The organism is Rhizobium sp. CFBP 13726 (assembly GCF_014841925.1).
Taxonomy (GTDB): Bacteria; Pseudomonadota; Alphaproteobacteria; order Rhizobiales; family Rhizobiaceae; genus Neorhizobium; species Neorhizobium soli.
The window spans coordinates 569,988-591,623 of the sequence record NZ_JACYUU010000001.1; the positions used below are offsets into that span (position 1 = coordinate 569,988).

Sequence of the window (21,636 nt, forward strand, 5' to 3'; positions counted from 1 at the left end):
TCCCCTAGAGGGAAGCGATCAGTCGTTCGCGGAGACCTTGACGCCCAGCACGTTCGGCAGCGTGTTCGGTGCGCCCATTGCCGCGCCCATGATCATCGGGAACGGAACAGGGTTTGCCGGCTCTGCCGTGATCGTCAGGTTCTCGGGCTTGTCGAGATAGGTGTTGACGGCCTGGCTCAGCATGTTCTGCAGTTCCGGAATGTTGTACTGCGAAAGCACGATCGGCGTCATCGCCTTGATCATCTGTGCCATCTGCGGGCCGTTCGAACCCTGCTTCTTGCCGGCATAATCCAGCGCCTTCGCCGTCACGCCGTCATCCTCGAAGCGGATCTGGGCGGCGTTGAACGTGAGCCGCTGCATCAGGCCGAGCATGGCAAGGTTTGCCGCCTGCTGCGCTTCCTGCTTGTTCGGGTTGGCTTCCAGCGCCTTTGCGGTTTCCTGCGCGGACTTCAGGAAGTCGATCGTATAGCCGGAAAAGCTGAAGGACAAATCGAGACGGCCGACCTTGTCGAAGTCGATGGCATATTCCTCGACGGCGACAGTACCGTCGTTCTGCGTCCATGTGCCGTTGAGGTTGATGCTGCCATCCAGAGTGTTGACGCCAAGCGCCTGGATTGCCTCGCGCGACTGCGGGTCGTCGATGATGCTGAGATCCGCCTTGATTTCGTTCAGCGCCATATCGAAGTCGATACCGGAATTGTCGTCCGCAACCTCCGTCGTGACGCTGCTCGGGCCGACTGTGAGAACGGTCTTGCCGCCGACTGCGACGGTCGTGGCGCCGGTCTTGGCTTCCTCGTAGAGCAGGAGCGACTCGATTGTGTTCTTCGTGGCGTCCGCCGGTACCGTGACGCCGCTCATCGTGATGTCGGACGCGCTGATCGTGGTGGCTTCATGCGAAACGTTGATGTTGGGGAAGGTCACCTTGTCGATCGTGTAGCCGCCCTCGGCTTCTTCGACGCCATCCATCGTCACAGTGCCGATCGGCATCTTCTGCGGAGCCCCTGAGGGATTGTAGGTTGCGCCTGTCAGCGTCACCTTCGACCCGTCGACGGCAACCGACTGGGCTTCGAGCGCGCCGCCCTGGATGACGAGCGCGGCGTTGATCTTCTTCAGAAGATCGTTGCCATCGAGAGCCAAGGCCGGCCCGGCAAACACCGACAGCGCTGTGGCGGCGGCAAGCAGGCGCGCCGTGGTGGAAAAGTGGGTCATAGGTCCTCCTGGCGGGCGGCACGGCCCGGGATCAATTACAGTCTGGCTGAGGCAAGAGTTAAGGCGGACGGTGCAAAACGTCCATGCCGTAGTGTCCATTCGCTTCGGCATAATTGCGGCAGCGTAAATGTTTGTCGCCAAACAGTGAAAACTTGTGTCATCGGCCCGATCATCCACAGGGCGTTTGGATAGGTTTCTTGCCGGGAATCAGGGATTTCTATAGTCAAGTGCCATGGGAAAAATTGTAACTCCACCTGGCGACGGCTCGGGAGACGGCGGCGGCGACCACATTCAGGCGGTTGACCTGAAGGCAGCGCTCGAAGAGCGCTATCTTGCCTACGCTCTTTCCACGATCATGCACCGTGCTCTGCCTGATGTGCGCGACGGTCTGAAACCCGTCCATCGCCGTATCGTCTACGCGATGAACGAGATGGGCCTTCGTCCCAACTCGGCCTTCCGCAAATGCGCAAAGATCGTCGGTGAAGTGATGGGTAACTACCATCCGCACGGCGACCAATCGATCTACGATGCGCTTGCCCGTCTCGCGCAGGATTTCTCGCAGCGCTATCCGCTGGTCAACGGCCAGGGCAATTTCGGCAATATCGACGGCGATAGCCCCGCCGCGATGCGTTACACCGAATCGAAGATGACTGCCGTTGCCGAACTGCTGCTGCAGGGAATCGGCGAGGATGCGGTCGACTTTCGCGATACCTATGACGAGAGCAACTCCGAACCGACGGTTCTGCCCGGTGCCTTCCCGAACCTGCTGGCCAACGGCGCCTCCGGGATCGCGGTCGGCATGGCGACGTCGATCCCGTCGCACAATGCCCATGAAGTCTGCGACGCGGCGCTGCATCTCATCGCCCATCCGGATGCCAGCGTCGAAAAGCTGCTCGAGTTCATGCCGGGTCCGGATCTTCCGACCGGCGGCATCATCATCGATAACCGCGAGTCGATCCTCGAGAGCTACAAGACAGGTCGCGGCGGCTTCCGCGTCCGCGCCAAGTGGGAGATCGAGGATCTCGGCCGCGGCGGCTATCAGATCGTCGTCACGGAAATTCCCTACCAGGTGCAGAAGTCGCGCCTGATCGAAAAGATCGCCGAACTGCTGATTGCCCGCAGGCTGCCGCTGCTCGACGACATCCGCGACGAATCCGCCGAAGACGTCCGCATCATCATCGTGCCGAAGAACCGCACGGTCGATGCGACGCTGCTGATGGAATCGATGTTCAAGCTGACCGAGCTTGAAAACCGCATTCCGCTCAACATGAACTTGCTCTCGATGGGGCGCGTGCCGCGGGTGATGGCGCTGAACGAGGTGCTGCTCGAATGGCTGGCGCATCGCAAGGACGTGCTGGTTCGCCGCTCCCGCTACCGTCTGGCAGCAATCGACCGGCGGCTGGAAATCCTCGGCGGCCTGCTGATCGCCTACCTCAACATCGACGAGGTGATCCGCATCATCCGCGAGGAGGACGAGCCGAAGCCTGTCATGGTGGCGCGCTGGTCTCTGACCGACCTGCAGGTGGAATCGATCCTCAACATGCGGCTGCGCAATTTGCGCAAGCTCGAAGAGTTCGAGATCCGCACCGAGCACGATAATCTGACCAAGGAAAAGGGCGAGATCGAAGCGCTTCTCGCCTCCGACGAACAGCAGTGGAAGACCGTTGCCTGGGAGATCCAGGAGGTCAAGAAACAGTATGCCAAGGCGACCGAACTTGGCCGCCGCCGCACCCAATTCGCCAATGCGCCGGAAGCCAATCTGGAAGCAATCCAGCAGGCGATGATCGAAAAGGAACCGATCACCGTCGTGATCTCGCAGAAGGGCTGGATCCGCGCCTTGAAGGGGCACGTGACCGATACGTCGGGTCTCGTCTTCAAGGAAGGAGACGGACCGAAGATCGCGTTCACGGCGCAGACGACCGACAAGCTGCTGCTGGTAACGACCGGCGGCAAGGCCTACACGCTCGGCGCCGACAAGCTGCCGGGCGGCCGCGGCCATGGCGAGCCGATCCGCATCATCGTCGACATGGAGAACGACCAGGACATCCTGACCGCCTTCGTCCACGACGCCAGCCGCAAGATGGTGATCGCCTCGACAGCCGGCTATGGCTTTGTCATTGCCGAAAGCGAGATGGTGGCCAACACCCGCAAGGGCAAGCAAGTCATGAACGTCTCGATGCCGGACGAGGCAAAGCTGGTCGTTCAGGTCAAGGGCGATCACGTCGCGATTGTCGGCGAGAACCGCAAGATGCTGGTCTTTCCGCTCGACCAGTTGCCGGAAATGACACGCGGCAAGGGCGTGCGCCTGCAGCGCTACAAGGACGGCGGCATCTCCGACATCAGGTGTTTCGCAATCGATACCGGGCTTGCCTGGGAAGACAGTGCCGGACGCGCCTTCAACCGCAGCAAGGATGAGCTTCTCGAATGGATGGGTGACCGCGCCTCCGCCGGCCGCACCGTTCCGAAGGGCTTTCCGCGCAGCGGCAAATTCGCCGGCTGATCAGGCCTTTGGATTGAGACGGTTCGCCCTGATGGGCGGACCGGTTCAGGGGTAGGGGACCGTGTGATCGCGAAGGAACCGCGCTGCACCATCCTCGTCGATCTCGCCGGCTGCGACGGAGAGGATGAATTGGTAGAGCGTGGCGTCATCGGTATCGATGGCATACCCGTTGTCCATCAGGAAGACACCGGCTGAGACGATCGCGATCCGCTTGTTTCCGTCGATAAAAGCATTGTTCATTGCAAGAACGTAAAGATACGCTACCGCCAGCTCGATGAGGTCTGTCGATCCATATGCAACCTTGTTGACGGCAAGCATCAGCGCAGATTCCAGCGCGCCCTCATCGCGCAAACCATAAGCCCCACCGAATCTTTCGATCTGGCGCAGGTGGAGGCGTTCAACCAGCGCTCGTGAAAGAAATTGGATGGCCATCACTCGGCCAGCTTCTTGAGGGCAACCTTGTATCTGTCCATGAAGCGCTCCGCATGCTCTAGCTGACGGTTGAAATCGTCATCGAGCGGCTTCAAGACCAGCTTCCCTGCTTCTTCGCTAAGATCGATATTATCTCCCGCGCGCAACCCCATCCGCTCCAGAATCTCCTTCGGGATGATGATGCCTTCGGAATTGCCGATCTTGCGGATGGTGGTCTTCATGCGCGTATCCTCGTGTTGCAACGCGAGTTACAACATGAGGATGGCCGATTTGCAATGCCGTCGGGAGAGGGGGCGTCAGACGTCGCGCGCCGGATCGGCAAGTTCCCATCCGCGGGCCGTCAGGTGTTCCTGAGGCTGGTAGCGGGTCTTGTAGCCCATCTTGGGCGACCCCTTCACCCAGTAGCCGAGATAGACATGCGGCAGGCCGAGCGTCTTCGTGCGGTTGATATGGTCGAGGATCATGAAGGTGCCGAGAGAGCGCTTTTCGAGATCGGGATTGAAGAAGGAATAGACCATCGACAGCCCGTCGCTCATCATGTCGGTCAGCGCCACGGCGATCAATTCGCCCCTCGGCGTGCCGGCGATACCGTCTCCCGGCTCGCGGCGGCGGTATTCGATGACGCGGGTGTTGACGTGCGAATCCTCGACCATGATCGCGTAGTCGAGGGCGGACATGTCCGACATCCCGCCGCGCTGGTGACGGCTGTCGAGATACCGTCGGAACAGGGAGAACTGTTCGGTGGACGGCTGCGCTGGACCAAGGGTCGCAACGATGTCGCTGTTGGTCGCGAGAACGCGCCTCATGGACTTCGCCGGCTGGAAGTCGCCTGCAAGGATTCGAACAGAAACGCAGGCACGGCACGCTTCGCAGGCTGGCCGGTAGGCGATGTTCTGGGACCGTCGAAACCCGCCTTGGGTCAATAGGTCGTTCATCTCCGCCGCGCGAGGACCGACGAGATGCGTGAACACCTTGCGTTCCATTTCACCCGATAGATACGGACAAATCGCCGGTGCCGTCAGGTAGAACTGAGGTGATGGCGTTGTCTGTGTGTTCATGGAGGTGCAGCCCGGTCCGTCGTCTTGCTCGTGGCGCTACTGATCCTAGCATGGCGCATAACGCGGAAACGTCAACTGGCGCATTTGCCGGTTGACGCATCCCTGGATCACTGTTGCGGTCTTACGACCTGCGGACGACGACGGTGCCGAGGAGGAGATCGTGAACCAGCCGCGAGCGCTCGATAAACAGCCCGGCCAGGAGCACCAGCGGCGTCAGTACCGAATTGATCACCCAGAACAGTACCGTGTGAACCATGGCAGTCAGGAAATCCATCCGGCGCCCGTCGACCCGTGTCATGGCAAGCCCCATGGCGCGCATGCCCGGAGATCCCTGGCTGGCGCCACCGAGCGTCAGGCCGAAATAGAGGAGGGCGACGATGAAGAACAACGCGGGATAGAGCATGAAGCCAAGCCCGAGCGTCAGAATTCCCAAGAAGAACACGATCACCGCTGCAGGGATGCACAGCAGAAGAACGAACAGGTAATCGATGACAAAGGCGAAGATCCGGCGTGACAGAACGCCGCTATAGGCGCGCCAATTGTCCGGTGCGGCATAGGTCGGGTTCGGTTCGAAGCTCATTCGCGTGGTTCTCCAGTTGTACCAAACCCGATATAAGAGGTGGCAAGCCCAACAGCAAGGTTTGCCACCATAGGCTTTAAACCCGGCCGAGTTTCTTCGCGGCCTCGATCGCAAAGTAGGTCAAGATGCCGTCGCAGCCGGCGCGCTTGAAGCAGAGCAGCGTCTCCATCATGATCCGGTCGCCGTCGATCCAGCCGTTCATCGCCGCCGCCTTGATCTGCGAATATTCGCCGGAGACCTGATAGGCGTAGGTCGGCAGGCCGAAAGCTTCCTTCACGCGCCAACAGATATCGAGATAGGCGATACCCGGCTTGACCATCAGCATGTCGGCGCCTTCTTCCACGTCGAGTGCCGCGTCGCGCATCGCTTCGGTGCCGTTGGCGGGCGAGATGTAATAGGCGTTCTTGTCGCCCTTCAGGAGCCCGCTCGTATTGATCGCCTCACGGTACGGACCGTAAAATCCCGAGGAGAACTTTGTCGCATAGGACATGATGCCGACATCCTGGTGACCGGCAGCGTCGAGCCCGCGGCGGATGGCGCCGATGCGACCGTCCATCATCTCGGACGGCGCGATGATGTCGGCACCTGCATCCGCCTGCAGGACCGCCGCCTTGATCACCTGATCAACCGTCTCGTCGTTGACGATGATGCCCTCACGCAGGATGCCGTCATGGCCATGGCTGGTGAATGGATCGAGCGCCACGTCGGTGATGACGCCGATATTGGGCACCGCTTTCTTCGCGGCGATGGTGAACTGGTTGATGAGGTTGTTCGGATCGAGGATCGCTGATCCCGTCTCATCGCGCAGGTTCATCTCGATGTCGGGGAAGGGCGCAACAGCTGGAATGCCGAGATCGGCCGCTTCCCGTATGGCTTCCACCGCCTTGTCGACGCTCATCCGGTTGACCCCGGGCATCGACTTGATCGGATCGACGATGCCGGTGCCGGGCACGATGAAGATCGGCCAGATCAGGTCGTCCACGGTCAGCCGGTTCTCCTGCACCATTCGTCGCGTCCAGTCGGCCTTGCGGTTGCGCCGCATGCGGCGATGACCGGTGACGTGGTCGACGAGGTGGGTCTTGTCCATGACGGATACTCCGTTCTTAATGCTCGCTGCTGACGAGAGCGTTTCCTGGCTGGATTGAAACATTCTGCCGGAGCGGGCTTGTGTCAGGTCAAACGCTCTAACACGCGAGAAACTGTTTATGAATGGGGCTTACTGCGCATTGCTGCCATGCGGCATGCTGGCGGCTCGCGACGTCTCCCGATATGATCGAAGGCATGGAATCTGATTCACCCACGGTACCCAAGCGCACGCTGACGGAAATCCTTTTCGTCGTCTTCCTCAGGATTATCGCGGTTGCCTGCCTATGGTTCGGCATCCAGTACTGGGCGATGCTGGTCGGCTATTCGCTGCACGGCATGGCGCGCTTCGATCTTCTGGCGCCGCCATGGAAAGTGGCGGCGGCCTCGCTTGCCGTTCTGTTTCCGGTTGCCTCGCTCGGTTTGTGGCTCACCGTGTCCTGGGGCGCGGTGCTCTGGACTATCGCAGCGTTCTCGCAGGTGCTGATGTATCTCGTCTGGCCAGAAATCTTCGGACGGAACACTCTTGTGCCCATCCTGCACGGCCTCGTGGCCGCCATTTACGGCGTGTTTCGGCTCTCTTTATGGCTGGAAGAGCGGCGCAAGGCGGAGCGGGTAAGGATTGATTCACCTTGACCCTAAAGCTTTGGCGCCTTTATTTGGCCTGAAATTTCGACCTAACCCATTGATTTCAATAGGGCGGAAATAAGGGTGAGGGGGAGGCAGCTAGACTGCCGACGATTGGAAAAACTTCTGCAAGATTTTGTTAACCCTTTGTTTTAAGTCGAATTTTATGCGCTTTCGTTAGTGTCTGTCTCAAGGCGGGAATAAACAAACACACCGCCAAGCAAAACAGTGAGGCAGTCATGATGAACACGAAAATGAAGCCGCAGGCACCGGTCGCAGCAGACATCAACGAAGATCCGATCCGTTCGCTTTATATGGAATCGCTCCACCTGGTCGAGCGTCTTCACCGCCGCCTGCTCGACGTCATCAAGGACGAGTTCGACCGCCAGGGTCGCGACGACGTCAACGCCATCCAGGCACTTCTCCTCTTCAACATCGGCAACTCGGAACTCACTGCCGGTGAACTGCGCTCGCGCGGTTACTATCTCGGCTCCAACGTTTCCTACAACGTCAAGAAGCTGGTCGACCTCGGTTTCATCAACCACCAGCGTTCGCGCATCGACCGCCGCTCGGTCCGCATCAGCCTGACCAAGGAAGGCCAGGAAGTCGCAGAAACCGTCGCCAAGCTCTATGATCGCCACGTCGGCTCGATCGAAAAGGTCGGCGGCATCGGCGAGGGCGAGTTCTCGCAGATGAACAAGCTGCTGCAGCGCCTCGACCGTTTCTGGAACGACAGCATCGCTTACCGCATGTAATATCTGCCATCGCCGCGCCGCGCTCCTGAACCACCGGAGGCGCGACGGCGGCACGGCAAAGACAACTGTCGGCGCCTGCATTTCCTCCAGTCATGCAGTGGCACGACACACATATCGGGCGGAGCGTCGCAATACGCTCCGCCGATCCCGTTTCAGAGCTCCAGATGTCCTCTGTCATGGTCGCCTGATGCAGGCTCTTTAAGAACACCGGAACGCAGCGTTCTCTCGCTCCACAGCGCACTCCCAACCTCCCGAAATGCCTTCGAGTTCGCGCCTGCCACATTTCCCGTTGAGTATCTCGAAGGAGGCCGAAAAGTCACGCTTTCACACGGCTTTGTGACGCTGCAGCAACTGACACGAATTGGCCATATTGCTATGGGACCGCCATGCTTGAACAGGTTCGGGAAACTCGTGCTACTCCAGATGGCCCCCCGAGCATTTCCAGCAGCCCAGCCGCGGAATTTTGCGCGTTTATTAACCATATCCCTGTAGCGCTTTTGTTTTGAAGCCTCTGGGACCAGATGGACAGGATGATGTCGAAAAAGATCGGATCGGAATTGCTTTCCCGCCGCGCCATGTTGCGTTCGGCCGTCTCCGTGGGTGCCGCCGTTCTGGCCGCGCCGGCTTTGGCGCAGTCGACGCTCGATGGCATCATGACCGCGCCTCGTCGTGGCAACTGGGATGACCAGTTCGATGCGCGTGGTTCGCGCTCGGCCGTCGGTGTCGTCTCCAACAATCCGATCCTTGGTTCCGAAGGCCCGGCAAACATCCAGCAGGCAATTGCCTTCTATCAGCAGATCGTTTCTGCAGGTGGCTGGCCAGATGTCAATTCGTCCGTGCGCCTGCAGCTCGGCGTCGTTGATCCGTCGGTGCAGAACCTGCGCCGTCGCCTGATGATCGCCGGCGATCTCGATCAGTCCGCAGGCATGTCCAGCTCGTTCGACAGCAATGTCGACGGTGCGGTCAAGCGCTTCCAGGCCCGTCACGGCCTGCCGGCAGATGGCGTGCTTGGCGAATTCAGCGTCAAGGCGATGAACGTTCCGGCCCAGACACGTCTGATGCAGCTCGAAACCAACCGGGTTCGCCTGCAGTCGATGTCGGGTGATCTCGGTTCGCGTTACGTCATGGTCAACATCCCGGCGGCCTATGTTGAAGCGGTCGAGAACGATCGCGTGGCGCTGCGCACCAATGCGGTCGTCGGCCGTATCGACCGCCCGACCCATGCGATCAATTCGAAAATCTACGAAGTCATCCTCAATCCTTACTGGACCGCACCGCGCTCGATCGTCGAAAAAGACATCGTGCCGTTGATGCGCAAGGACCCGACTTACCTAACACGCAACAACATCCGTCTGATCGACGGTCGTGGCCAGGAAGTGTCGCCGGAAACCGTGGATTGGAATGCCCCCAAGGCGCCGAACTTCATGTTCCGCCAGGATCCGGGCAAGATCAACGCGATGTCCTCGACGAAGATCAACTTCCACAACCCGAACAACGAATACATGCACGACACGCCCCAGCAGGGCCTGTTCAACAAGCTGATGCGCTTTGAGTCCTCGGGCTGCATGCGTATCCAGAACGTGCGCGATCTCGTGACCTGGCTGCTGCGTGACACGCCCGGCTGGTCGCGTCAGGAAATCGAACGGGTTATCGCTGCTCGCCAGAACAACCCGATCAAGCTCAGCCAGGAAGTTCCGGTCTATATCGTCTATGTCACGGCATGGTCGGCAAAGGACCAGGTCGTCCAGTTCCGCGACGACATCTACCAGCGCGACGGCAACCAGGAACTGGCTCTGCAGACCACGACCGGCGTGGAGCGTGCCTCCGGTGCGATCACCGAACAGGATCTCCTGCCGCAATAAGCAGGACGTCGCTGACGAACGACCAATTCGATTGAAAGGCCGCATCGCCCAAAAGGGTGGTGCGGCCTTTTGCCGTTGTCTCGAAACGGAGTTGGACGCGCAAATGTCGCTCCGTGTATTGCCCTGATCGGAAGGGAAGGCTAAGACGCGTCACATCGCCTGCCACCCTTCGAGGAGCCTCGCACATGTCCAATACCGAAGCATTCTTCTCCCGCCCGCTGGCCGAATCCGATCCGGATATTTTTGGCGCGATCGAGAAGGAACTTGGCCGTCAACGCCATGAGATCGAACTGATCGCCTCGGAAAACATCGTGTCGCGTGCCGTGCTCGAAGCCCAGGGCTCGATCATGACCAACAAGTATGCCGAGGGCTATCCGGGCAAGCGCTACTACGGCGGCTGCCAGTTCGTCGACATCGCCGAAGAACTTGCCATCGAACGCGCTAAGAAGCTGTTCGGTGTGAACTTCGCCAACGTCCAGCCCAATTCCGGTTCGCAGATGAACCAGGCCGTGTTCCTGGCGCTGCTGCAGCCGGGCGACACGTTCATGGGCCTCGATCTCAACTCGGGCGGTCACCTGACCCATGGTTCGCCGGTCAACATGTCCGGCAAGTGGTTCAACGTTGTGTCCTACGGCGTTCGTGAAGGCGACAACCTTCTCGATATGGATGCCGTGGCCGAGAAGGCCCGCACGACCAAGCCGAAGCTGATCATCGCCGGCGGCACGGCCTATTCCCGCACCTGGGACTGGAAACGTTTCCGCGAGATCGCCGACGAAGTCGGTGCCTGGCTCATGGTCGACATGGCGCATATCGCCGGTCTTGTTGCCGGCAACCAGCATCCGTCGCCGTTCCCGCACTGCCATGTCGCGACCACCACGACCCACAAGTCGCTGCGCGGACCGCGCGGCGGCATGATCCTCACCAATGACGAGGATCTGGCGAAGAAATTCAACTCGGCTGTCTTCCCCGGCCTGCAGGGCGGCCCGCTGATGCATGTCATCGCCGCCAAGGCGGTGGCCTTCGGCGAAGCGCTGCAGCCTGAATTCCAGGATTATGCAGCTCAGATCGTCAAGAACGCCAAGGCCCTGTCGGAAACACTGGTGGCAGGCGGTCTCGACATCGTCTCCGGCGGTACCGACAACCACCTGATGCTGGTCGATCTGCGCAAGAAGAACGCGACCGGAAAGCGGGCCGAAGCAGCGCTTGGCCGCGGCTATATCACCTGCAACAAGAACGGCATTCCGTTCGACCCTGAAAAGCCCTTCGTCACGTCCGGTATCCGTCTCGGCACGCCGGCCGGAACGACGCGCGGCTTCAAGGAAGCCGAGTTCACCGAAATCGGTAATCTGATCGTCGAACTGCTTGACGGCCTGAAGACGGCCAATTCGGACGAGGGCAATGCGGTGGTGGAAGCGGGTGTCCGCGAAAAGGTGATGACGCTCACCAATCGCTTCCCGATGTACCCGTACCTCTAAGGAAACATGATGCGCTGCCCCTATTGCGGTTCGGAAGATACCCAGGTCAAGGACTCGCGTCCGGCCGAGGATTTCACCTCCATAAGGCGGCGGCGCATTTGCCCTGACTGCGGCGGTCGCTTCACGACATTCGAGCGCGTGCAGTTGCGCGAGCTGCTGGTGTCGAAGAAGACCGGCCGCAAGGTACCTTTCGACCGCAACAAGCTGGTGCGGTCGTTCCAGATCGCGCTGCGCAAGCGGCCCGTCGATCCCGACCGCATCGAGCGCGCCGTCTCCGGCATCGTCCGGCGCCTCGAAAGCTCGGGCGAGAGCGAAATCTCCTCCGAAGAGATCGGCCTGCAGGTGCTCGAATCGCTGAAAAGCCTCGATGACGTCGCCTTCGTGCGCTACGCATCCGTTTATCGCGACTTCTCCCATGCGGAGGACTTCGAGAAAGTGATTTCCGAGATCAACGCCAAGATTGCCCGCGATCCCGGGCTGGAGTCCTGACGCCATGTCGGAGGCCGACGACCAGCGGTTCATGGCCGCAGCGCTGAGGCTGTCGCGCTGGCATGAAGGCCAGACCATGACCAATCCATCGGTCGGCTGCGTGCTCGTCAGGGATGGTGCCATTGTTGGTGCAGCGGTTACGGCCCGCGATGGCCGACCACATGCGGAAGCCCGCGCGCTCGCCGTTGCCGGCGAGAAGGCGAGGGGGGCGACCGCCTATGTGACGCTCGAACCTTGCGCCCATCACGGCAAGACCCCGCCCTGCGCCAATGCGCTCGTGGCGGCCGGTGTTTCCCGCGTTGTCGTCAGCGTCGCCGATCCCGATCCGCGCGTCTCCGGTCAGGGATTGAAGATCCTGCACGATGCGGGCATCGCGACCGAGCTTGGCCTCATGGAAGATGACGGCAAGCGCGCGCTCGCCGGTTATCTCTCCCGCCAGATCCGCCACCGCCCTTACGTCACGCTCAAGCTTGCCGTCTCGGCCGATGGAATGCTGGGACGCCGTGGCGAGGAAGTGCTGATCACCGGGCCGCTCGCCCGTGCCCAGGTGCATGTCATGCGCGCCGAAAGCGATGCGATCCTGGTTGGTATGGGAACCGTCCGTTCCGACGATCCGCAACTAACGGTCCGGCTTCCCGAGATGAGCGACAGATCGCCCGTCCGCGTTATTCTAGACCGCCGTCTCGAACTGCCGCTCGACAGCCTTCTGGTGAAGTCTGCCCGCGACGTGCCTGTGATCGTCGCCTGCGTGCCGGTCTCGCAAGAGTCCGAAAAGCGCGAGAAACTTCTGGCCGCAGGTGTCGATGTGATCGAGGCAGGCGATCTCGCAGCACTTCTCGACCAGTTGGCGACACGCGGAATTTCCCTTCTATTCGTTGAAGGCGGCGCGACGGTTGGCAAGGCCTTTCTGGATGTCGGCCTCGTCGATCGGATCGTGCTGTCGCAGGGGCCGACGATGGTGGGCGAGGGCGGTCTTGAATCGCCTCTGTCGCCATCCGATATGCCGGAGGGTTTCCAGCTGGTTCGTGAGGATACGTTCGGTCCCGACCGTTCCTACGATTTCCAGAAAATCGAGCAGTCATAGAGGTCGTCGATGTTTACCGGAATTGTCACCGATGTCGGAACCGTAGCGGCGACTACCCCGATGGACGAGGGCGTCAAGCTCCGTATCGCCACCAGCTACGATCCGAAGACGATCGCGATGGGTGCCTCGATCGCCCATGGCGGCGTTTGCCTGACCGTGACCAACTTGCCTGAGGACGGCAGCAATGAGCGCTGGTTCGAGGTGGAAGCCTGGGAAGAAGCGCTGCGGCTGACAACGATCGCTGGCTGGACATCCGGTACCCGCGTCAATCTGGAGCGGGCGCTGAAGATCGGCGACGAACTGGGCGGCCATATCGTCTCCGGCCATGTCGACGGCAAGGCGGAGATCCTGTCCGTGACCTCCGAAGGCGAAGCAGTCCGCATTCGCCTTCGGGCGCCGGAAAGCCTCGCCCGCTTCGTCGCGCCGAAGGGATCGGTTGCGCTCGATGGCACATCGCTGACCGTCAACTCGGTCGATGGCACCGATTTCGATGTGCTGCTGATCAGGCATACGCTGGGCGTGACCACATGGGGCGATCGCCAGGCCGGCGATTTCGTCAATTTCGAAGTGGACACGATGGCTCGTTACGCAGCAAGGCTGGCCCAGTTCCCGACAGGCTGAGGCTGACCCGACGACATGCGGAAACAGGCGGCAGCGTGCAAGCTGCGCTCCTCCTGTTCCGCCCCGATGACGTTGCAGAATAGGTATTCGCGCCCTGCAACGCAGCGTTCAGCGAAAACCACTTGCCAATCCCGGCCGGGCATGTTTTGACCGCCGACTATTCGGCTTGTCGCCCAACGCGCCGATGTAACCAAGGTGAAATCATGCCGCAAGAAAACGCACCTCACATCCTGATCGTGGAAGCACGGTTTTATGACGACATGGCGGACGCGCTGCTCGATGGCGCAACGACCGCTCTCAAGGATGCGGGTGCGACCTACGACGTGGTGACGGTTCCCGGCGCGCTCGAAATTCCGCCGGCGATCGCCATGGCGCTCGACGCCGGCGATCAGGACGGCACGACCTATGACGGTTTTGTCGCGCTCGGCATGGTCATCCGCGGCGAAACATATCATTTCGACATCGTCTCGAACGAATCCTCGCGCGCGCTGATGGATCTCGCGGTCTCCGAATCGCTGGCGATCGGCAACGGCATCATGACCGTCGAGAACGACGAGCAGGCCTGGGTGCGCATCAAGCGGTCCGAAAAGGACAAGGGCGGCTTTGCGGCCCGTGCCTGCCTCACCATGATCGCGCTGCGCGAAAAGCTGAATGGTGGTTGATAGAATGTCCAAAGAAGGCGAGCATCCGGTCAAGCCGGCAAATCAGCGTGGCGCGGCGCGTTTGGCAGCCGTCCAGGCTCTGTATCAGATGGATGTCGGCGGCACCGGCGTTCTCGAGGTCGTGGCCGAATATGAGGCCCATCGCCTCGGCCAGGAACTCGATGGCGATACCTATCTCAAGGCGGACGCCTCCTGGTTCCGCTCTATCGTTGCCGGCGTCGTGCGCGATCAGGACAAGATCGACCCGCTGATCCGCTCGGCGCTCCAGGAGGACTGGCTGCTGTCGCGGATCGATTCGACCCTGCGCGCCATCCTGCGTGCCGGAACGTTCGAGATCGTCGAGCGCAAGGATGTCCCGGTGGCCGTCATCGTCACCGAGTATGTCGAAATTGCTCGCGCGTTCTTCGAGGAAGACGAGCCGAAGGTCGTCAATGCGGTTCTCGACCGGATTGCCAAGCAAATCCGCGGCGACGCGAAGAAGTAACATCCCGGAAAGAGCATCAGATGGACGAAGCGGTCGAGCGTCAAAGAATTGACTTGAGCACCGCCCGCCGCAGCGTCTTTCTGCTCGCAGGCACCCAGGCCATCCTGGGGTCTGCCACACCTCTCACCGTGTCGATCGGCGCTCTTGCCGGCTATCAGCTTCTTGGCGACGACAAGTCGCTTGCGACAGCGCCGATCACCGCGTTCAACCTCGGCACGGCCGTCGGTGCGGTGCTGATTGCCATCGCGTCAAAATTTCTCGGTCGCAAGGCGGCCTTCATGTCGGGCGGCATGCTCGGCGCGATCGGCGGCGGGCTTGCGGCAATTGCGCTGTTTCGCGGTGATTTCTGGCTGTTTGCCTTCGCGCTGCTGCTGGTCGGGTCCTGCGCCGGTTTCACCCAGAAGATCCGCTTCGCCGCTGCCGATATTTCTCCCAAAGCCTATAAGCCGCGAGCCATCTCCTGGATCCTCGGGGCCGGTATCGTCTCGGCGATCGTCGGACCGCAGCTCTCCATCGCCGCAAAGGATTGGCTGGCGCCGGTGACCTTTGCCGGTGCGTTCCTGATGCTGATCCCGCTTTGTCTTGCAGGTATCTGCATCATGACCTTCCTGCGTCTACCGACGAAGGTGGATGCGTCGTTCTCAACCCAGCAGCCGCCCGCAAGGTCACTGCGGGAAATCGTCGTGACGCAGCGGTTCATGACCGGCATGGTCTGCGGTATCTGCACCTACGCGCTGATGACCTTCGTGATGACTGGTGCGCCGCTCGCCATGGTGATCGGCTGCGGCTTTCCGACGGAACTGGCGGCGCTCGGCATCCAGTGGCATGTGCTCGCCATGTTCGGACCGAGCTTTTTCACCGGCATGCTGATCACCCGCTTCGGCGCGGAAAAAGTGGTCGCCGCCGGCCTCGTCACGCTGATGGGCTGCGCGATCGTTGCCCATATGGGCGTGGAATTGTGGAATTTCTGGCTGGCGCTGGTCCTGCTCGGGATAGGTTGGAATTTCGGTTTCATCGGCTCGACCACGATCGTCGCCTCCAGCTATCGACCGCAGGAGGCCGACAAGGTGCAGGGGTTTCACGACATCGCCCTCTTCGGCACGGTGGCACTGTCCTCCTTCTCCTCGGGCAAGGTGTTCGTCACCTGGGGCTGGTCATTCATCAACCTGGTGATCTGGCCGGTCGCGATCTTCTGCCTTCTTCTCATTCTGGCGCTGATGCTGCGCAGGCCCGTCGCAAAAGCCAACTGACCCGGTTCTATTACCGTCGTAGCGCTTGACGGCGGTTGTTCCTCACCGCAATCTCACCCGCGCATGGCAACAGCTGCGTTCCTTGGGAGGGGAAAGCCGTTGCTGGAGGGTGCAGAATGCCGGGGCGGCATCGGCCGCAGCCGGTCAGGGAGAGGAAAATTCGCATGACTGTAATTCTAGGTGTGATCGTCTGCGGTCTGCTGTCGATCATTTATGCTGCATGGGCCACGCGTTCCGTACTTGCCGCCGATCAAGGCAATCAGCGGATGCAGGAGATCGCCGGTTATATCCGGGAAGGCGCACAGGCGTACCTGTCGCGCCAGTATATGACGATTGCCATCGTCGGGGTGCTGGTTGCGGGTCTCACATGGTTTCTTCTGTCTGGCACGGCAGCCATCGGCTTCATCATCGGCGCCGTTCTCTCGGGCGCTGCCGGCTTCATCGGCATGCACGTATCGGTGCGGGCCAATGTGCGCACGGCGCAGGCGGCATCCCATAGTCTGGCGGCAGGTCTCGACATTGCCTTCAAGTCTGGCGCCATCACCGGCATGCTGGTCGCGGGCCTCGCACTGCTCGGCGTGTCCATCTACTTTTTCATCCTGACAACCGTGCTTGGCCATGCGGTCGGTTCACGCGAAGTGATCGATGCCCTTGTGGCACTCGGCTTCGGCGCCTCGCTGATCTCGATCTTCGCGCGCCTCGGCGGCGGCATCTTCACCAAAGGCGCCGATGTCGGCGGCGATCTCGTCGGCAAGGTGGAAGCCGGTATTCCGGAAGACGATCCACGCAACCCGGCAACGATCGCCGACAATGTGGGCGACAATGTCGGTGACTGCGCCGGCATGGCGGCCGACCTGTTCGAGACCTACGCAGTCTCGGTCGTTGCGACCATGGTGCTCGCGGCAATCTTCTTTGCCGGCAGCGCCGTCATCGACCAGGCGATGCTCTATCCGCTGGCGATCTGCGGCACCTGCATCATCACCTCGATCGTCGGCACGTTCTTCGTCAAGCTCGGCACCAACGGCTCGATCATGGGCGCCCTCTACAAGGGCCTGATCGTGACGGGGCTGCTGTCCATTGTCGGACTTGCGATCGCGACCTCGATCACCATCGGCTGGGGAACGATCGGCACGGTTGCCGGCATGGACATCACCGGCGCCAGACTGTTTGCCTGTGGCCTTGTCGGGCTCGTGGTGACGGCACTGATCGTTGTCATCACCGAATACTATACCGGCACCAACAAGCGGCCGGTCAATTCCATCGCCCAGGCTTCCGTCACGGGCCACGGCACCAACGTCATCCAGGGACTGGCCGTCTCGCTGGAATCGACCGCACTGCCGGCACTCGTCATCGTTGGTGGCATCATCTCCACCTATCAGCTCGCCGGACTGTTCGGCACAGGCATCGCCGTCACCGCCATGCTCGGCCTTGCCGGAATGATCGTGGCACTCGATGCCTTCGGCCCTGTCACCGACAATGCCGGCGGCATTGCCGAAATGGCGCATCTGCCGCCGGATGTTCGCAAAGCCACGGATGCTCTGGATGCCGTCGGCAATACGACCAAGGCCGTCACCAAGGGCTACGCGATCGGCTCGGCCGGTCTCGGCGCACTGGTGCTGTTTGCGGCCTATGCCAACGATCTCCAGTACTTCGTGGCAAACGCCGATAAATATCCGTACTTCCAGGGGGTAGGCCAGATCTCGTTCAGCCTGTCCAATCCGTATGTGGTGGCGGGCCTGCTGTTTGGCGGTCTCATCCCGTATCTGTTCGGCGGCATCGCCATGACGGCGGTCGGCAAGGCGGCAAGCTCGATCGTCGAGGAAGTTCGCCGGCAGTTCCGCGAAAAGCCCGGCATCATGCAGGGAACGGAAAAGCCCGACTACGGCCGCGCGGTCGATATCCTGACCAAGGCCGCGATTCGCGAAATGATCGTGCCCTCGCTGCTACCGGTGCTGGCACCGATCTTCGTCTATTTCGGTGTGCTTCTCGTCTCCGGCGGTGACAAGGCGTCCGCCTTTGCAGCGCTCGGTGCCTCGCTTCTCGGCGTCATCATCAACGGCCTGTTCGTCGCGATCTCGATGACCTCGGGCGGCGGCGCCTGGGACAATGCCAAGAAAAGCTTCGAGGACGGTTTCGTCGATAAGGACGGCACCCGCCACATGAAGGGATCCGATGCCCACAAGGCTTCGGTGACAGGCGATACGGTCGGCGATCCCTACAAGGATACGGCAGGCCCTGCCGTCAATCCGGCGATCAAGATCACCAACATCGTCGCCCTTCTGCTGCTGGCGGTTCTCGCCCACTAGAACCAGGTCTCACACAGACAAAAGAAAGCCCGCGGTACCATTGGTATCGCGGGCTTTTTGATATTCGGAAATGCGCTTGTTAGTTGCCCATGCTCTGCAGCATGTTGCGGATCTGGCCGGCACCGCCGCTTGCTGCTCCGGAACCACCCGACAGAAGCTGCTGCAGGAAGGTAAGGTCGCGGCCGCCGGTTGGCGTCGTGCGCGAGATCGTGTCGAACACCTTGCCGTCCTGAAGTGCGTAGTTGGCGCGCTGTGCGACCACGCCGTTCTTGTCGAAATAGATGGCAAGCACGCTCTGCTCGACGATCTGCGGCTTCATGAAGGCTGCCCGACGGTGGCGCTTCTGGGAAATGTAATAGAACACTTCCGTATCGAAGGTCGCGGTCGTCGACGGTGTACCCATGGTCAGGATCACCTGCTCGCGGCTTGAACCGACAGGGATCAGGTTCAGCGACTGCTGGTCAACGACATAGCCGTTGTACATCGTGTCGCCGATTTCCATGGATGTGCAGCCGGAAACTGCAATCGATGCAACGACAAGGGCCGCCGCCGTTTTGCTCAACGCTTTCATTTCGTATCCGAAAACCCGCTTCTTCAACGGTATCCCCCACATGTCGATGTGCCGGCGGAAGCCGGTTACTCTGCTGCTCATACCATTGTGGCTATTCCGGGGACAGCTGACTGCCGCTTCCGGATAGCCGAACCGAAGCCCGCCGATGGCGAATGCATTGCAATTCGTGCCTGCTTCGGTAAACCAGCTTTCGTTTGCATGCAACATCGCCAGCTTCGACCATGACGCAAACATGAAGGCAAATGCAGGAAACACGATGATATTCGGCCTGTTCAAAAAGAAAAACAGCAATCAGACCATCGTCAACCGGCAATACTACGCCCTGACGTCGGCAGCGCGCATCCCCGTGTTCTACGAGGATTTCGGCGTACCCGACACCGTGATGGGCCGGTTTGAAATGCTGTCCATCGTGATGATCCTGTTTTTTCGCCGGACCGCGAAGTCGGGGCCGAGCGGGCAGGAACTGGCGCAGGAGATCGTCGATGCCTTCTTTCAGGATATCGACCATTCGATTCGCGAGCTCGGCATCGGCGACCAGGGGGTTCCGAAGCGGATGAAGAAGCTCGCGGGCATGTTCTACGGTCGGCTAGAAACCTATGCCGCAGCTCTCGACAGCGGCGATGAAACCGCGCTTGCCGCAGCGCTGCACCGTAATATCCATCCTAAAGCCACCGATATACAAGACATGAGCGCACTTGCGCACTGGATGACAACCACCGAAACCGCTATGTCAGCGGTCTCGGAAGATACGATTTCCCGTGGGCTGCTGGTCGTGCCGGAGCCGGTCCGGGAAGGCGAGGAACAATGAAACGCGATCAAGAACCCAGCAAGGCCAAAGGCGGCAAGCCTCCGTTCTCCTATCCTGTGAAGGTCGGAAACATTTCGGCCAATCCCGTCACTGTCACTGTTGAAGCCGATCAAAACGAGCTGAAGGGCTTGGCCGTTCTCTGGGACGTCGTATCGGTCAATTCGTTGAAGGCGGAAATCTACATTGCCCGCTGGAAGAAGGACGGCGTGCGCCTCAAGGGCCACGTCAAGGCCGCTGTCACCCAGGCTTGCGTGGTGACGCTTGATCCTGTGTCGTCGACCATTTCAGAAGATTTCGATCAGGTCTTCGTGCCTGAGGGATCCAAGCTTGCGCGCGTCGTCACTGCCGAAAGCGCCGAGATGGTGGTCGATCCTGATGGTCCGGACCTGCCGGAAATGTTTGTCGGCGATACGATCGATGCGGGCGAGGTCGTTGCCGAGTTCGTGGCACTGGCGATAGACCCTTATCCGCGCAGGCAGGGCATCGATTTCAAGGACCATATCGAGAGCGACCCGAACGATCCGGCGACCAAACCCAATCCTTTTGCAGCGCTCAAGGATTGGAAAAAAGACTGAGACCGGTTGTAAGCAGAAACAAAACCTATATTTTGGCCACGATTTCGCCGGCAGGGCGGCGCATGAGCGTGCCCACTGAAGAAGCAAAAGTCGGCGCAGGCATTCGTTGCAGGCGCGTGCGGCCGGTTAAAACAAGGATCAGGGACGCGTGATCAGAATTTCGATTGACGCCATGGGTGGCGACTTTGGCCCCGAGGTTGTCATGGCGGGCGCCGCGAAGGCGCTCGAACGCCATCCCGACGTCAGTTTCCTCCTCTACGGACTGAAAGCCGAATGCGAGCCGTGGCTTGCGCGCTATCCGAAATTGCGCGAGCGGTCCGTGTTCCATGCGTGTGAACTGGCCGTTGCCATGGACGAGAAGCCGAGTGCGGCGCTACGCCGTGGTCGCTATGTGTCGACCATGTGGCGTTCCATCGAAGCCGTGAAGCTTGGCGAAGCTGATGTCGTTGTGTCCGCCGGCAATACCGGTGCGCTGATGGCAATGTCGAAATTCTGTCTTCGCACGTTGGCGAGTATCGAACGCCCCGCAATTGCAGGCATCTGGCCGACGCTGAAGGGCGAAAGCATCGTTCTCGATATCGGCGCGACGATCGGCGCTGACAGCCAGCAGCTGCTCGATTTCGCGCTGATGGGTGGTGCCATGGCGCGGGCCCTGTTTGAAGTGGATTGCCCCACCGTCGGGCTTCTCAATGTGGGTGTCGAAGAGGTCAAGGGGCAGGAAGAGGTGAAGGAAGCCGGTCGGCTTATCCGCGAAGCCAACCTGCCGCATCTCTCCTATCACGGCTTCGTCGAGGGCGACGACATCGGCAGGGGCACTGTCGACGTTGTGGTGACCGAAGGCTTTACCGGCAATATCGCTCTGAAGACCGCTGAGGGAACTGCGCGCCAGATCGCCACGCTTTTGCGCGAATCCATGTCGCGCACGCTGCTTGCCCGGATCGGCTATCTGCTGGCCAAGCCTGCATTCGATCGACTGCGCGAGAAGATGGACCCGAACAAGGTCAATGGTGGCGTCTTTCTCGGCCTCAACGGTATTGTGATCAAGAGCCACGGTAGCGCCAACGCCGAAGGCATCGCAGCCGCGATCGCAGTCGGCTACGACATGGCGCGAAACGACCTCAACGCCAAAATTTCGCAGGATTTGAAGATTTATCATGCCAGACGCCTGCCGCCGGCCGGCCCTGAAGCCGCATGACGTTAGGATG

Annotated in this window: 22 protein-coding genes; 15 read left to right on the top strand and 7 right to left on the bottom strand. The window is 60.5% G+C overall.

The features are described 5' to 3' along the window. Positions 1 to 18: 18 nt before the first annotated feature. Positions 19 to 1,209, bottom strand: a complete 1,191-nt coding sequence (locus IFT66_RS02780) for a hypothetical protein (protein WP_062453289.1) — start codon at positions 1,207 to 1,209, stop codon at positions 19 to 21. Positions 1,210 to 1,441: 232 nt separating this feature from the next. Here IFT66_RS02780 and parC point away from each other — a divergent pair, with 232 nt between their 5' ends. Continuing rightward, positions 1,442 to 3,709, top strand: a complete 2,268-nt coding sequence (gene parC, locus IFT66_RS02785) for a DNA topoisomerase IV subunit A (RefSeq protein ID WP_192076733.1) — start codon at positions 1,442 to 1,444, stop codon at positions 3,707 to 3,709. A 45-nt stretch (positions 3,710 to 3,754) separates the two neighbouring features. On the opposite strand, the gene IFT66_RS02790 is transcribed toward parC, so the two are convergent. The 5 genes from IFT66_RS02790 to hemB form a co-directional block, all read right to left on the bottom strand. Further along, a complete protein-coding gene (locus tag IFT66_RS02790) occupies positions 3,755 to 4,141 on the bottom strand; it encodes a type II toxin-antitoxin system death-on-curing family toxin (protein ID WP_092661935.1) in 387 nt (128 codons plus the stop codon). Next, on the bottom strand, positions 4,141 to 4,362 hold the full coding sequence (locus IFT66_RS02795) for an AbrB/MazE/SpoVT family DNA-binding domain-containing protein (RefSeq protein WP_062453286.1): 222 nt from the start codon (positions 4,360 to 4,362) through the stop codon (positions 4,141 to 4,143). The genes IFT66_RS02790 and IFT66_RS02795 overlap by 1 nt, the downstream gene beginning before the upstream one ends. 75 nt (positions 4,363 to 4,437) lie before the next feature. Further along, positions 4,438 to 5,199 (bottom strand): arginyltransferase, encoded by a 762-nt coding sequence (locus IFT66_RS02800; RefSeq protein ID WP_192076734.1) that lies wholly within the window; start codon positions 5,197 to 5,199, stop codon positions 4,438 to 4,440. Positions 5,200 to 5,320: 121 nt separating this feature from the next. Beyond that, complete coding sequence (locus tag IFT66_RS02805) at positions 5,321 to 5,779, bottom strand: RDD family protein (RefSeq protein ID WP_062453284.1); 459 nt, start codon at positions 5,777 to 5,779, stop codon at positions 5,321 to 5,323. Between the two features lie 76 nt (positions 5,780 to 5,855). Then, complete coding sequence (gene hemB / locus IFT66_RS02810; protein ID WP_244474015.1) at positions 5,856 to 6,866, bottom strand: porphobilinogen synthase; 1,011 nt, start codon at positions 6,864 to 6,866, stop codon at positions 5,856 to 5,858. A 194-nt stretch (positions 6,867 to 7,060) separates the two neighbouring features. Here hemB and IFT66_RS02815 point away from each other — a divergent pair, with 194 nt between their 5' ends. The 11 genes from IFT66_RS02815 to IFT66_RS02865 all read left to right on the top strand — a co-directional run bounded on the left by IFT66_RS02815 (position 7,061) and on the right by IFT66_RS02865 (position 18,477). After that, positions 7,061 to 7,498, top strand: coding sequence for a DUF6163 family protein (locus tag IFT66_RS02815; RefSeq protein WP_062454738.1), 438 nt, complete (start codon positions 7,061 to 7,063; stop codon positions 7,496 to 7,498). 233 nt (positions 7,499 to 7,731) lie between these two features. Beyond that, positions 7,732 to 8,244: a transcriptional regulator LdtR gene (gene ldtR / locus IFT66_RS02820; RefSeq protein WP_062454736.1), complete on the top strand. Its 513-nt coding sequence runs from the start codon at positions 7,732 to 7,734 to the stop codon at positions 8,242 to 8,244. Positions 8,245 to 8,777: 533 nt separating this feature from the next. Then, the gene (locus tag IFT66_RS02825; protein WP_062454734.1) at positions 8,778 to 10,106 is read left to right on the top strand and encodes a L,D-transpeptidase family protein; all 1,329 of its coding nucleotides are present in this window, start codon (positions 8,778 to 8,780) and stop codon (positions 10,104 to 10,106) included. Positions 10,107 to 10,291: 185 nt separating this feature from the next. Beyond that, positions 10,292 to 11,581 (top strand): serine hydroxymethyltransferase, encoded by a 1,290-nt coding sequence (glyA, locus tag IFT66_RS02830; RefSeq protein ID WP_062579943.1) that lies wholly within the window; start codon positions 10,292 to 10,294, stop codon positions 11,579 to 11,581. 9 nt (positions 11,582 to 11,590) lie between these two features. Continuing rightward, positions 11,591 to 12,070: a transcriptional regulator NrdR gene (gene nrdR / locus IFT66_RS02835; RefSeq protein ID WP_062453281.1), complete on the top strand. Its 480-nt coding sequence runs from the start codon at positions 11,591 to 11,593 to the stop codon at positions 12,068 to 12,070. Positions 12,071 to 12,074: 4 nt separating this feature from the next. After that, on the top strand, positions 12,075 to 13,154 hold the full coding sequence (ribD, locus tag IFT66_RS02840) for a bifunctional diaminohydroxyphosphoribosylaminopyrimidine deaminase/5-amino-6-(5-phosphoribosylamino)uracil reductase RibD (protein WP_192076736.1): 1,080 nt from the start codon (positions 12,075 to 12,077) through the stop codon (positions 13,152 to 13,154). A gap of 9 nt (positions 13,155 to 13,163) precedes the next feature. Then, positions 13,164 to 13,775, top strand: a complete 612-nt coding sequence (locus tag IFT66_RS02845) for a riboflavin synthase (RefSeq protein ID WP_192076737.1) — start codon at positions 13,164 to 13,166, stop codon at positions 13,773 to 13,775. A gap of 203 nt (positions 13,776 to 13,978) precedes the next feature. Then, positions 13,979 to 14,437: a 6,7-dimethyl-8-ribityllumazine synthase gene (gene ribH / locus IFT66_RS02850; RefSeq protein WP_192076738.1), complete on the top strand. Its 459-nt coding sequence runs from the start codon at positions 13,979 to 13,981 to the stop codon at positions 14,435 to 14,437. A 4-nt stretch (positions 14,438 to 14,441) separates the two neighbouring features. Next, positions 14,442 to 14,921 (top strand): transcription antitermination factor NusB, encoded by a 480-nt coding sequence (nusB, locus tag IFT66_RS02855; RefSeq protein WP_062453277.1) that lies wholly within the window; start codon positions 14,442 to 14,444, stop codon positions 14,919 to 14,921. 20 nt (positions 14,922 to 14,941) lie between these two features. Then, complete coding sequence (locus IFT66_RS02860; RefSeq protein ID WP_192076739.1) at positions 14,942 to 16,171, top strand: MFS transporter; 1,230 nt, start codon at positions 14,942 to 14,944, stop codon at positions 16,169 to 16,171. A gap of 164 nt (positions 16,172 to 16,335) precedes the next feature. After that, on the top strand, positions 16,336 to 18,477 hold the full coding sequence (locus tag IFT66_RS02865; RefSeq protein WP_062453275.1) for a sodium-translocating pyrophosphatase: 2,142 nt from the start codon (positions 16,336 to 16,338) through the stop codon (positions 18,475 to 18,477). A 79-nt stretch (positions 18,478 to 18,556) separates the two neighbouring features. Here IFT66_RS02865 and IFT66_RS02870 read toward each other — a convergent pair whose 3' ends face one another. Next, a complete protein-coding gene (locus IFT66_RS02870) occupies positions 18,557 to 19,081 on the bottom strand; it encodes an outer membrane protein assembly factor BamE (RefSeq protein WP_062454732.1) in 525 nt (174 codons plus the stop codon). A gap of 223 nt (positions 19,082 to 19,304) precedes the next feature. Here IFT66_RS02870 and IFT66_RS02875 point away from each other — a divergent pair, with 223 nt between their 5' ends. From IFT66_RS02875 to plsX, 3 genes are all read left to right on the top strand, one after another. After that, entirely contained in the window at positions 19,305 to 19,856 is a 552-nt protein-coding gene (locus IFT66_RS02875) for a ubiquinol-cytochrome C chaperone family protein (RefSeq protein WP_113111265.1), read from the top strand. Next, a complete protein-coding gene (locus IFT66_RS02880) occupies positions 19,853 to 20,431 on the top strand; it encodes a YceD family protein (RefSeq protein WP_192076740.1) in 579 nt (192 codons plus the stop codon). The genes IFT66_RS02875 and IFT66_RS02880 overlap by 4 nt, the downstream gene beginning before the upstream one ends. Before the next feature lie 148 nt (positions 20,432 to 20,579). Beyond that, on the top strand, positions 20,580 to 21,626 hold the full coding sequence (gene plsX / locus IFT66_RS02885; RefSeq protein ID WP_062453272.1) for a phosphate acyltransferase PlsX: 1,047 nt from the start codon (positions 20,580 to 20,582) through the stop codon (positions 21,624 to 21,626). The last annotated feature ends 10 nt before the right edge of the window (positions 21,627 to 21,636 follow it).

Excerpts from the sequence above, each read along its gene's own strand:
- IFT66_RS02790 (WP_092661935.1), bottom strand. The coding sequence starts at position 4,141 with ATGGCCATCCAATTTCTTTCACGAGCGCTGGTTGAACGCCTCCACCTG.
- IFT66_RS02845 (WP_192076737.1), top strand. The coding sequence starts at position 13,164 with ATGTTTACCGGAATTGTCACCGATGTCGGAACCGTAGCGGCGACTACC.
- ldtR (WP_062454736.1), top strand. The coding sequence starts at position 7,732 with ATGAACACGAAAATGAAGCCGCAGGCACCGGTCGCAGCAGACATCAAC.
- IFT66_RS02780 (WP_062453289.1), bottom strand. The coding sequence starts at position 1,209 with ATGACCCACTTTTCCACCACGGCGCGCCTGCTTGCCGCCGCCACAGCG.
- IFT66_RS02860 (WP_192076739.1), top strand. The coding sequence starts at position 14,942 with ATGGACGAAGCGGTCGAGCGTCAAAGAATTGACTTGAGCACCGCCCGC.
- IFT66_RS02805 (WP_062453284.1), bottom strand. The coding sequence starts at position 5,779 with ATGAGCTTCGAACCGAACCCGACCTATGCCGCACCGGACAATTGGCGC.
- hemB (WP_244474015.1), bottom strand. The coding sequence starts at position 6,866 with ATGGACAAGACCCACCTCGTCGACCACGTCACCGGTCATCGCCGCATG.
- nrdR (WP_062453281.1), top strand. The coding sequence starts at position 11,591 with ATGCGCTGCCCCTATTGCGGTTCGGAAGATACCCAGGTCAAGGACTCG.
- IFT66_RS02795 (WP_062453286.1), bottom strand. The coding sequence starts at position 4,362 with ATGAAGACCACCATCCGCAAGATCGGCAATTCCGAAGGCATCATCATC.
- nusB (WP_062453277.1), top strand. The coding sequence starts at position 14,442 with ATGTCCAAAGAAGGCGAGCATCCGGTCAAGCCGGCAAATCAGCGTGGC.
- IFT66_RS02815 (WP_062454738.1), top strand. The coding sequence starts at position 7,061 with ATGGAATCTGATTCACCCACGGTACCCAAGCGCACGCTGACGGAAATC.
- IFT66_RS02825 (WP_062454734.1), top strand. The coding sequence starts at position 8,778 with ATGTCGAAAAAGATCGGATCGGAATTGCTTTCCCGCCGCGCCATGTTG.
- ribH (WP_192076738.1), top strand. The coding sequence starts at position 13,979 with ATGCCGCAAGAAAACGCACCTCACATCCTGATCGTGGAAGCACGGTTT.
- IFT66_RS02865 (WP_062453275.1), top strand. The coding sequence starts at position 16,336 with ATGACTGTAATTCTAGGTGTGATCGTCTGCGGTCTGCTGTCGATCATT.
- parC (WP_192076733.1), top strand. The coding sequence starts at position 1,442 with ATGGGAAAAATTGTAACTCCACCTGGCGACGGCTCGGGAGACGGCGGC.
- ribD (WP_192076736.1), top strand. The coding sequence starts at position 12,075 with ATGTCGGAGGCCGACGACCAGCGGTTCATGGCCGCAGCGCTGAGGCTG.
- IFT66_RS02880 (WP_192076740.1), top strand. The coding sequence starts at position 19,853 with ATGAAACGCGATCAAGAACCCAGCAAGGCCAAAGGCGGCAAGCCTCCG.
- IFT66_RS02800 (WP_192076734.1), bottom strand. The coding sequence starts at position 5,199 with ATGAACACACAGACAACGCCATCACCTCAGTTCTACCTGACGGCACCG.
- glyA (WP_062579943.1), top strand. The coding sequence starts at position 10,292 with ATGTCCAATACCGAAGCATTCTTCTCCCGCCCGCTGGCCGAATCCGAT.
- IFT66_RS02875 (WP_113111265.1), top strand. The coding sequence starts at position 19,305 with ATGATATTCGGCCTGTTCAAAAAGAAAAACAGCAATCAGACCATCGTC.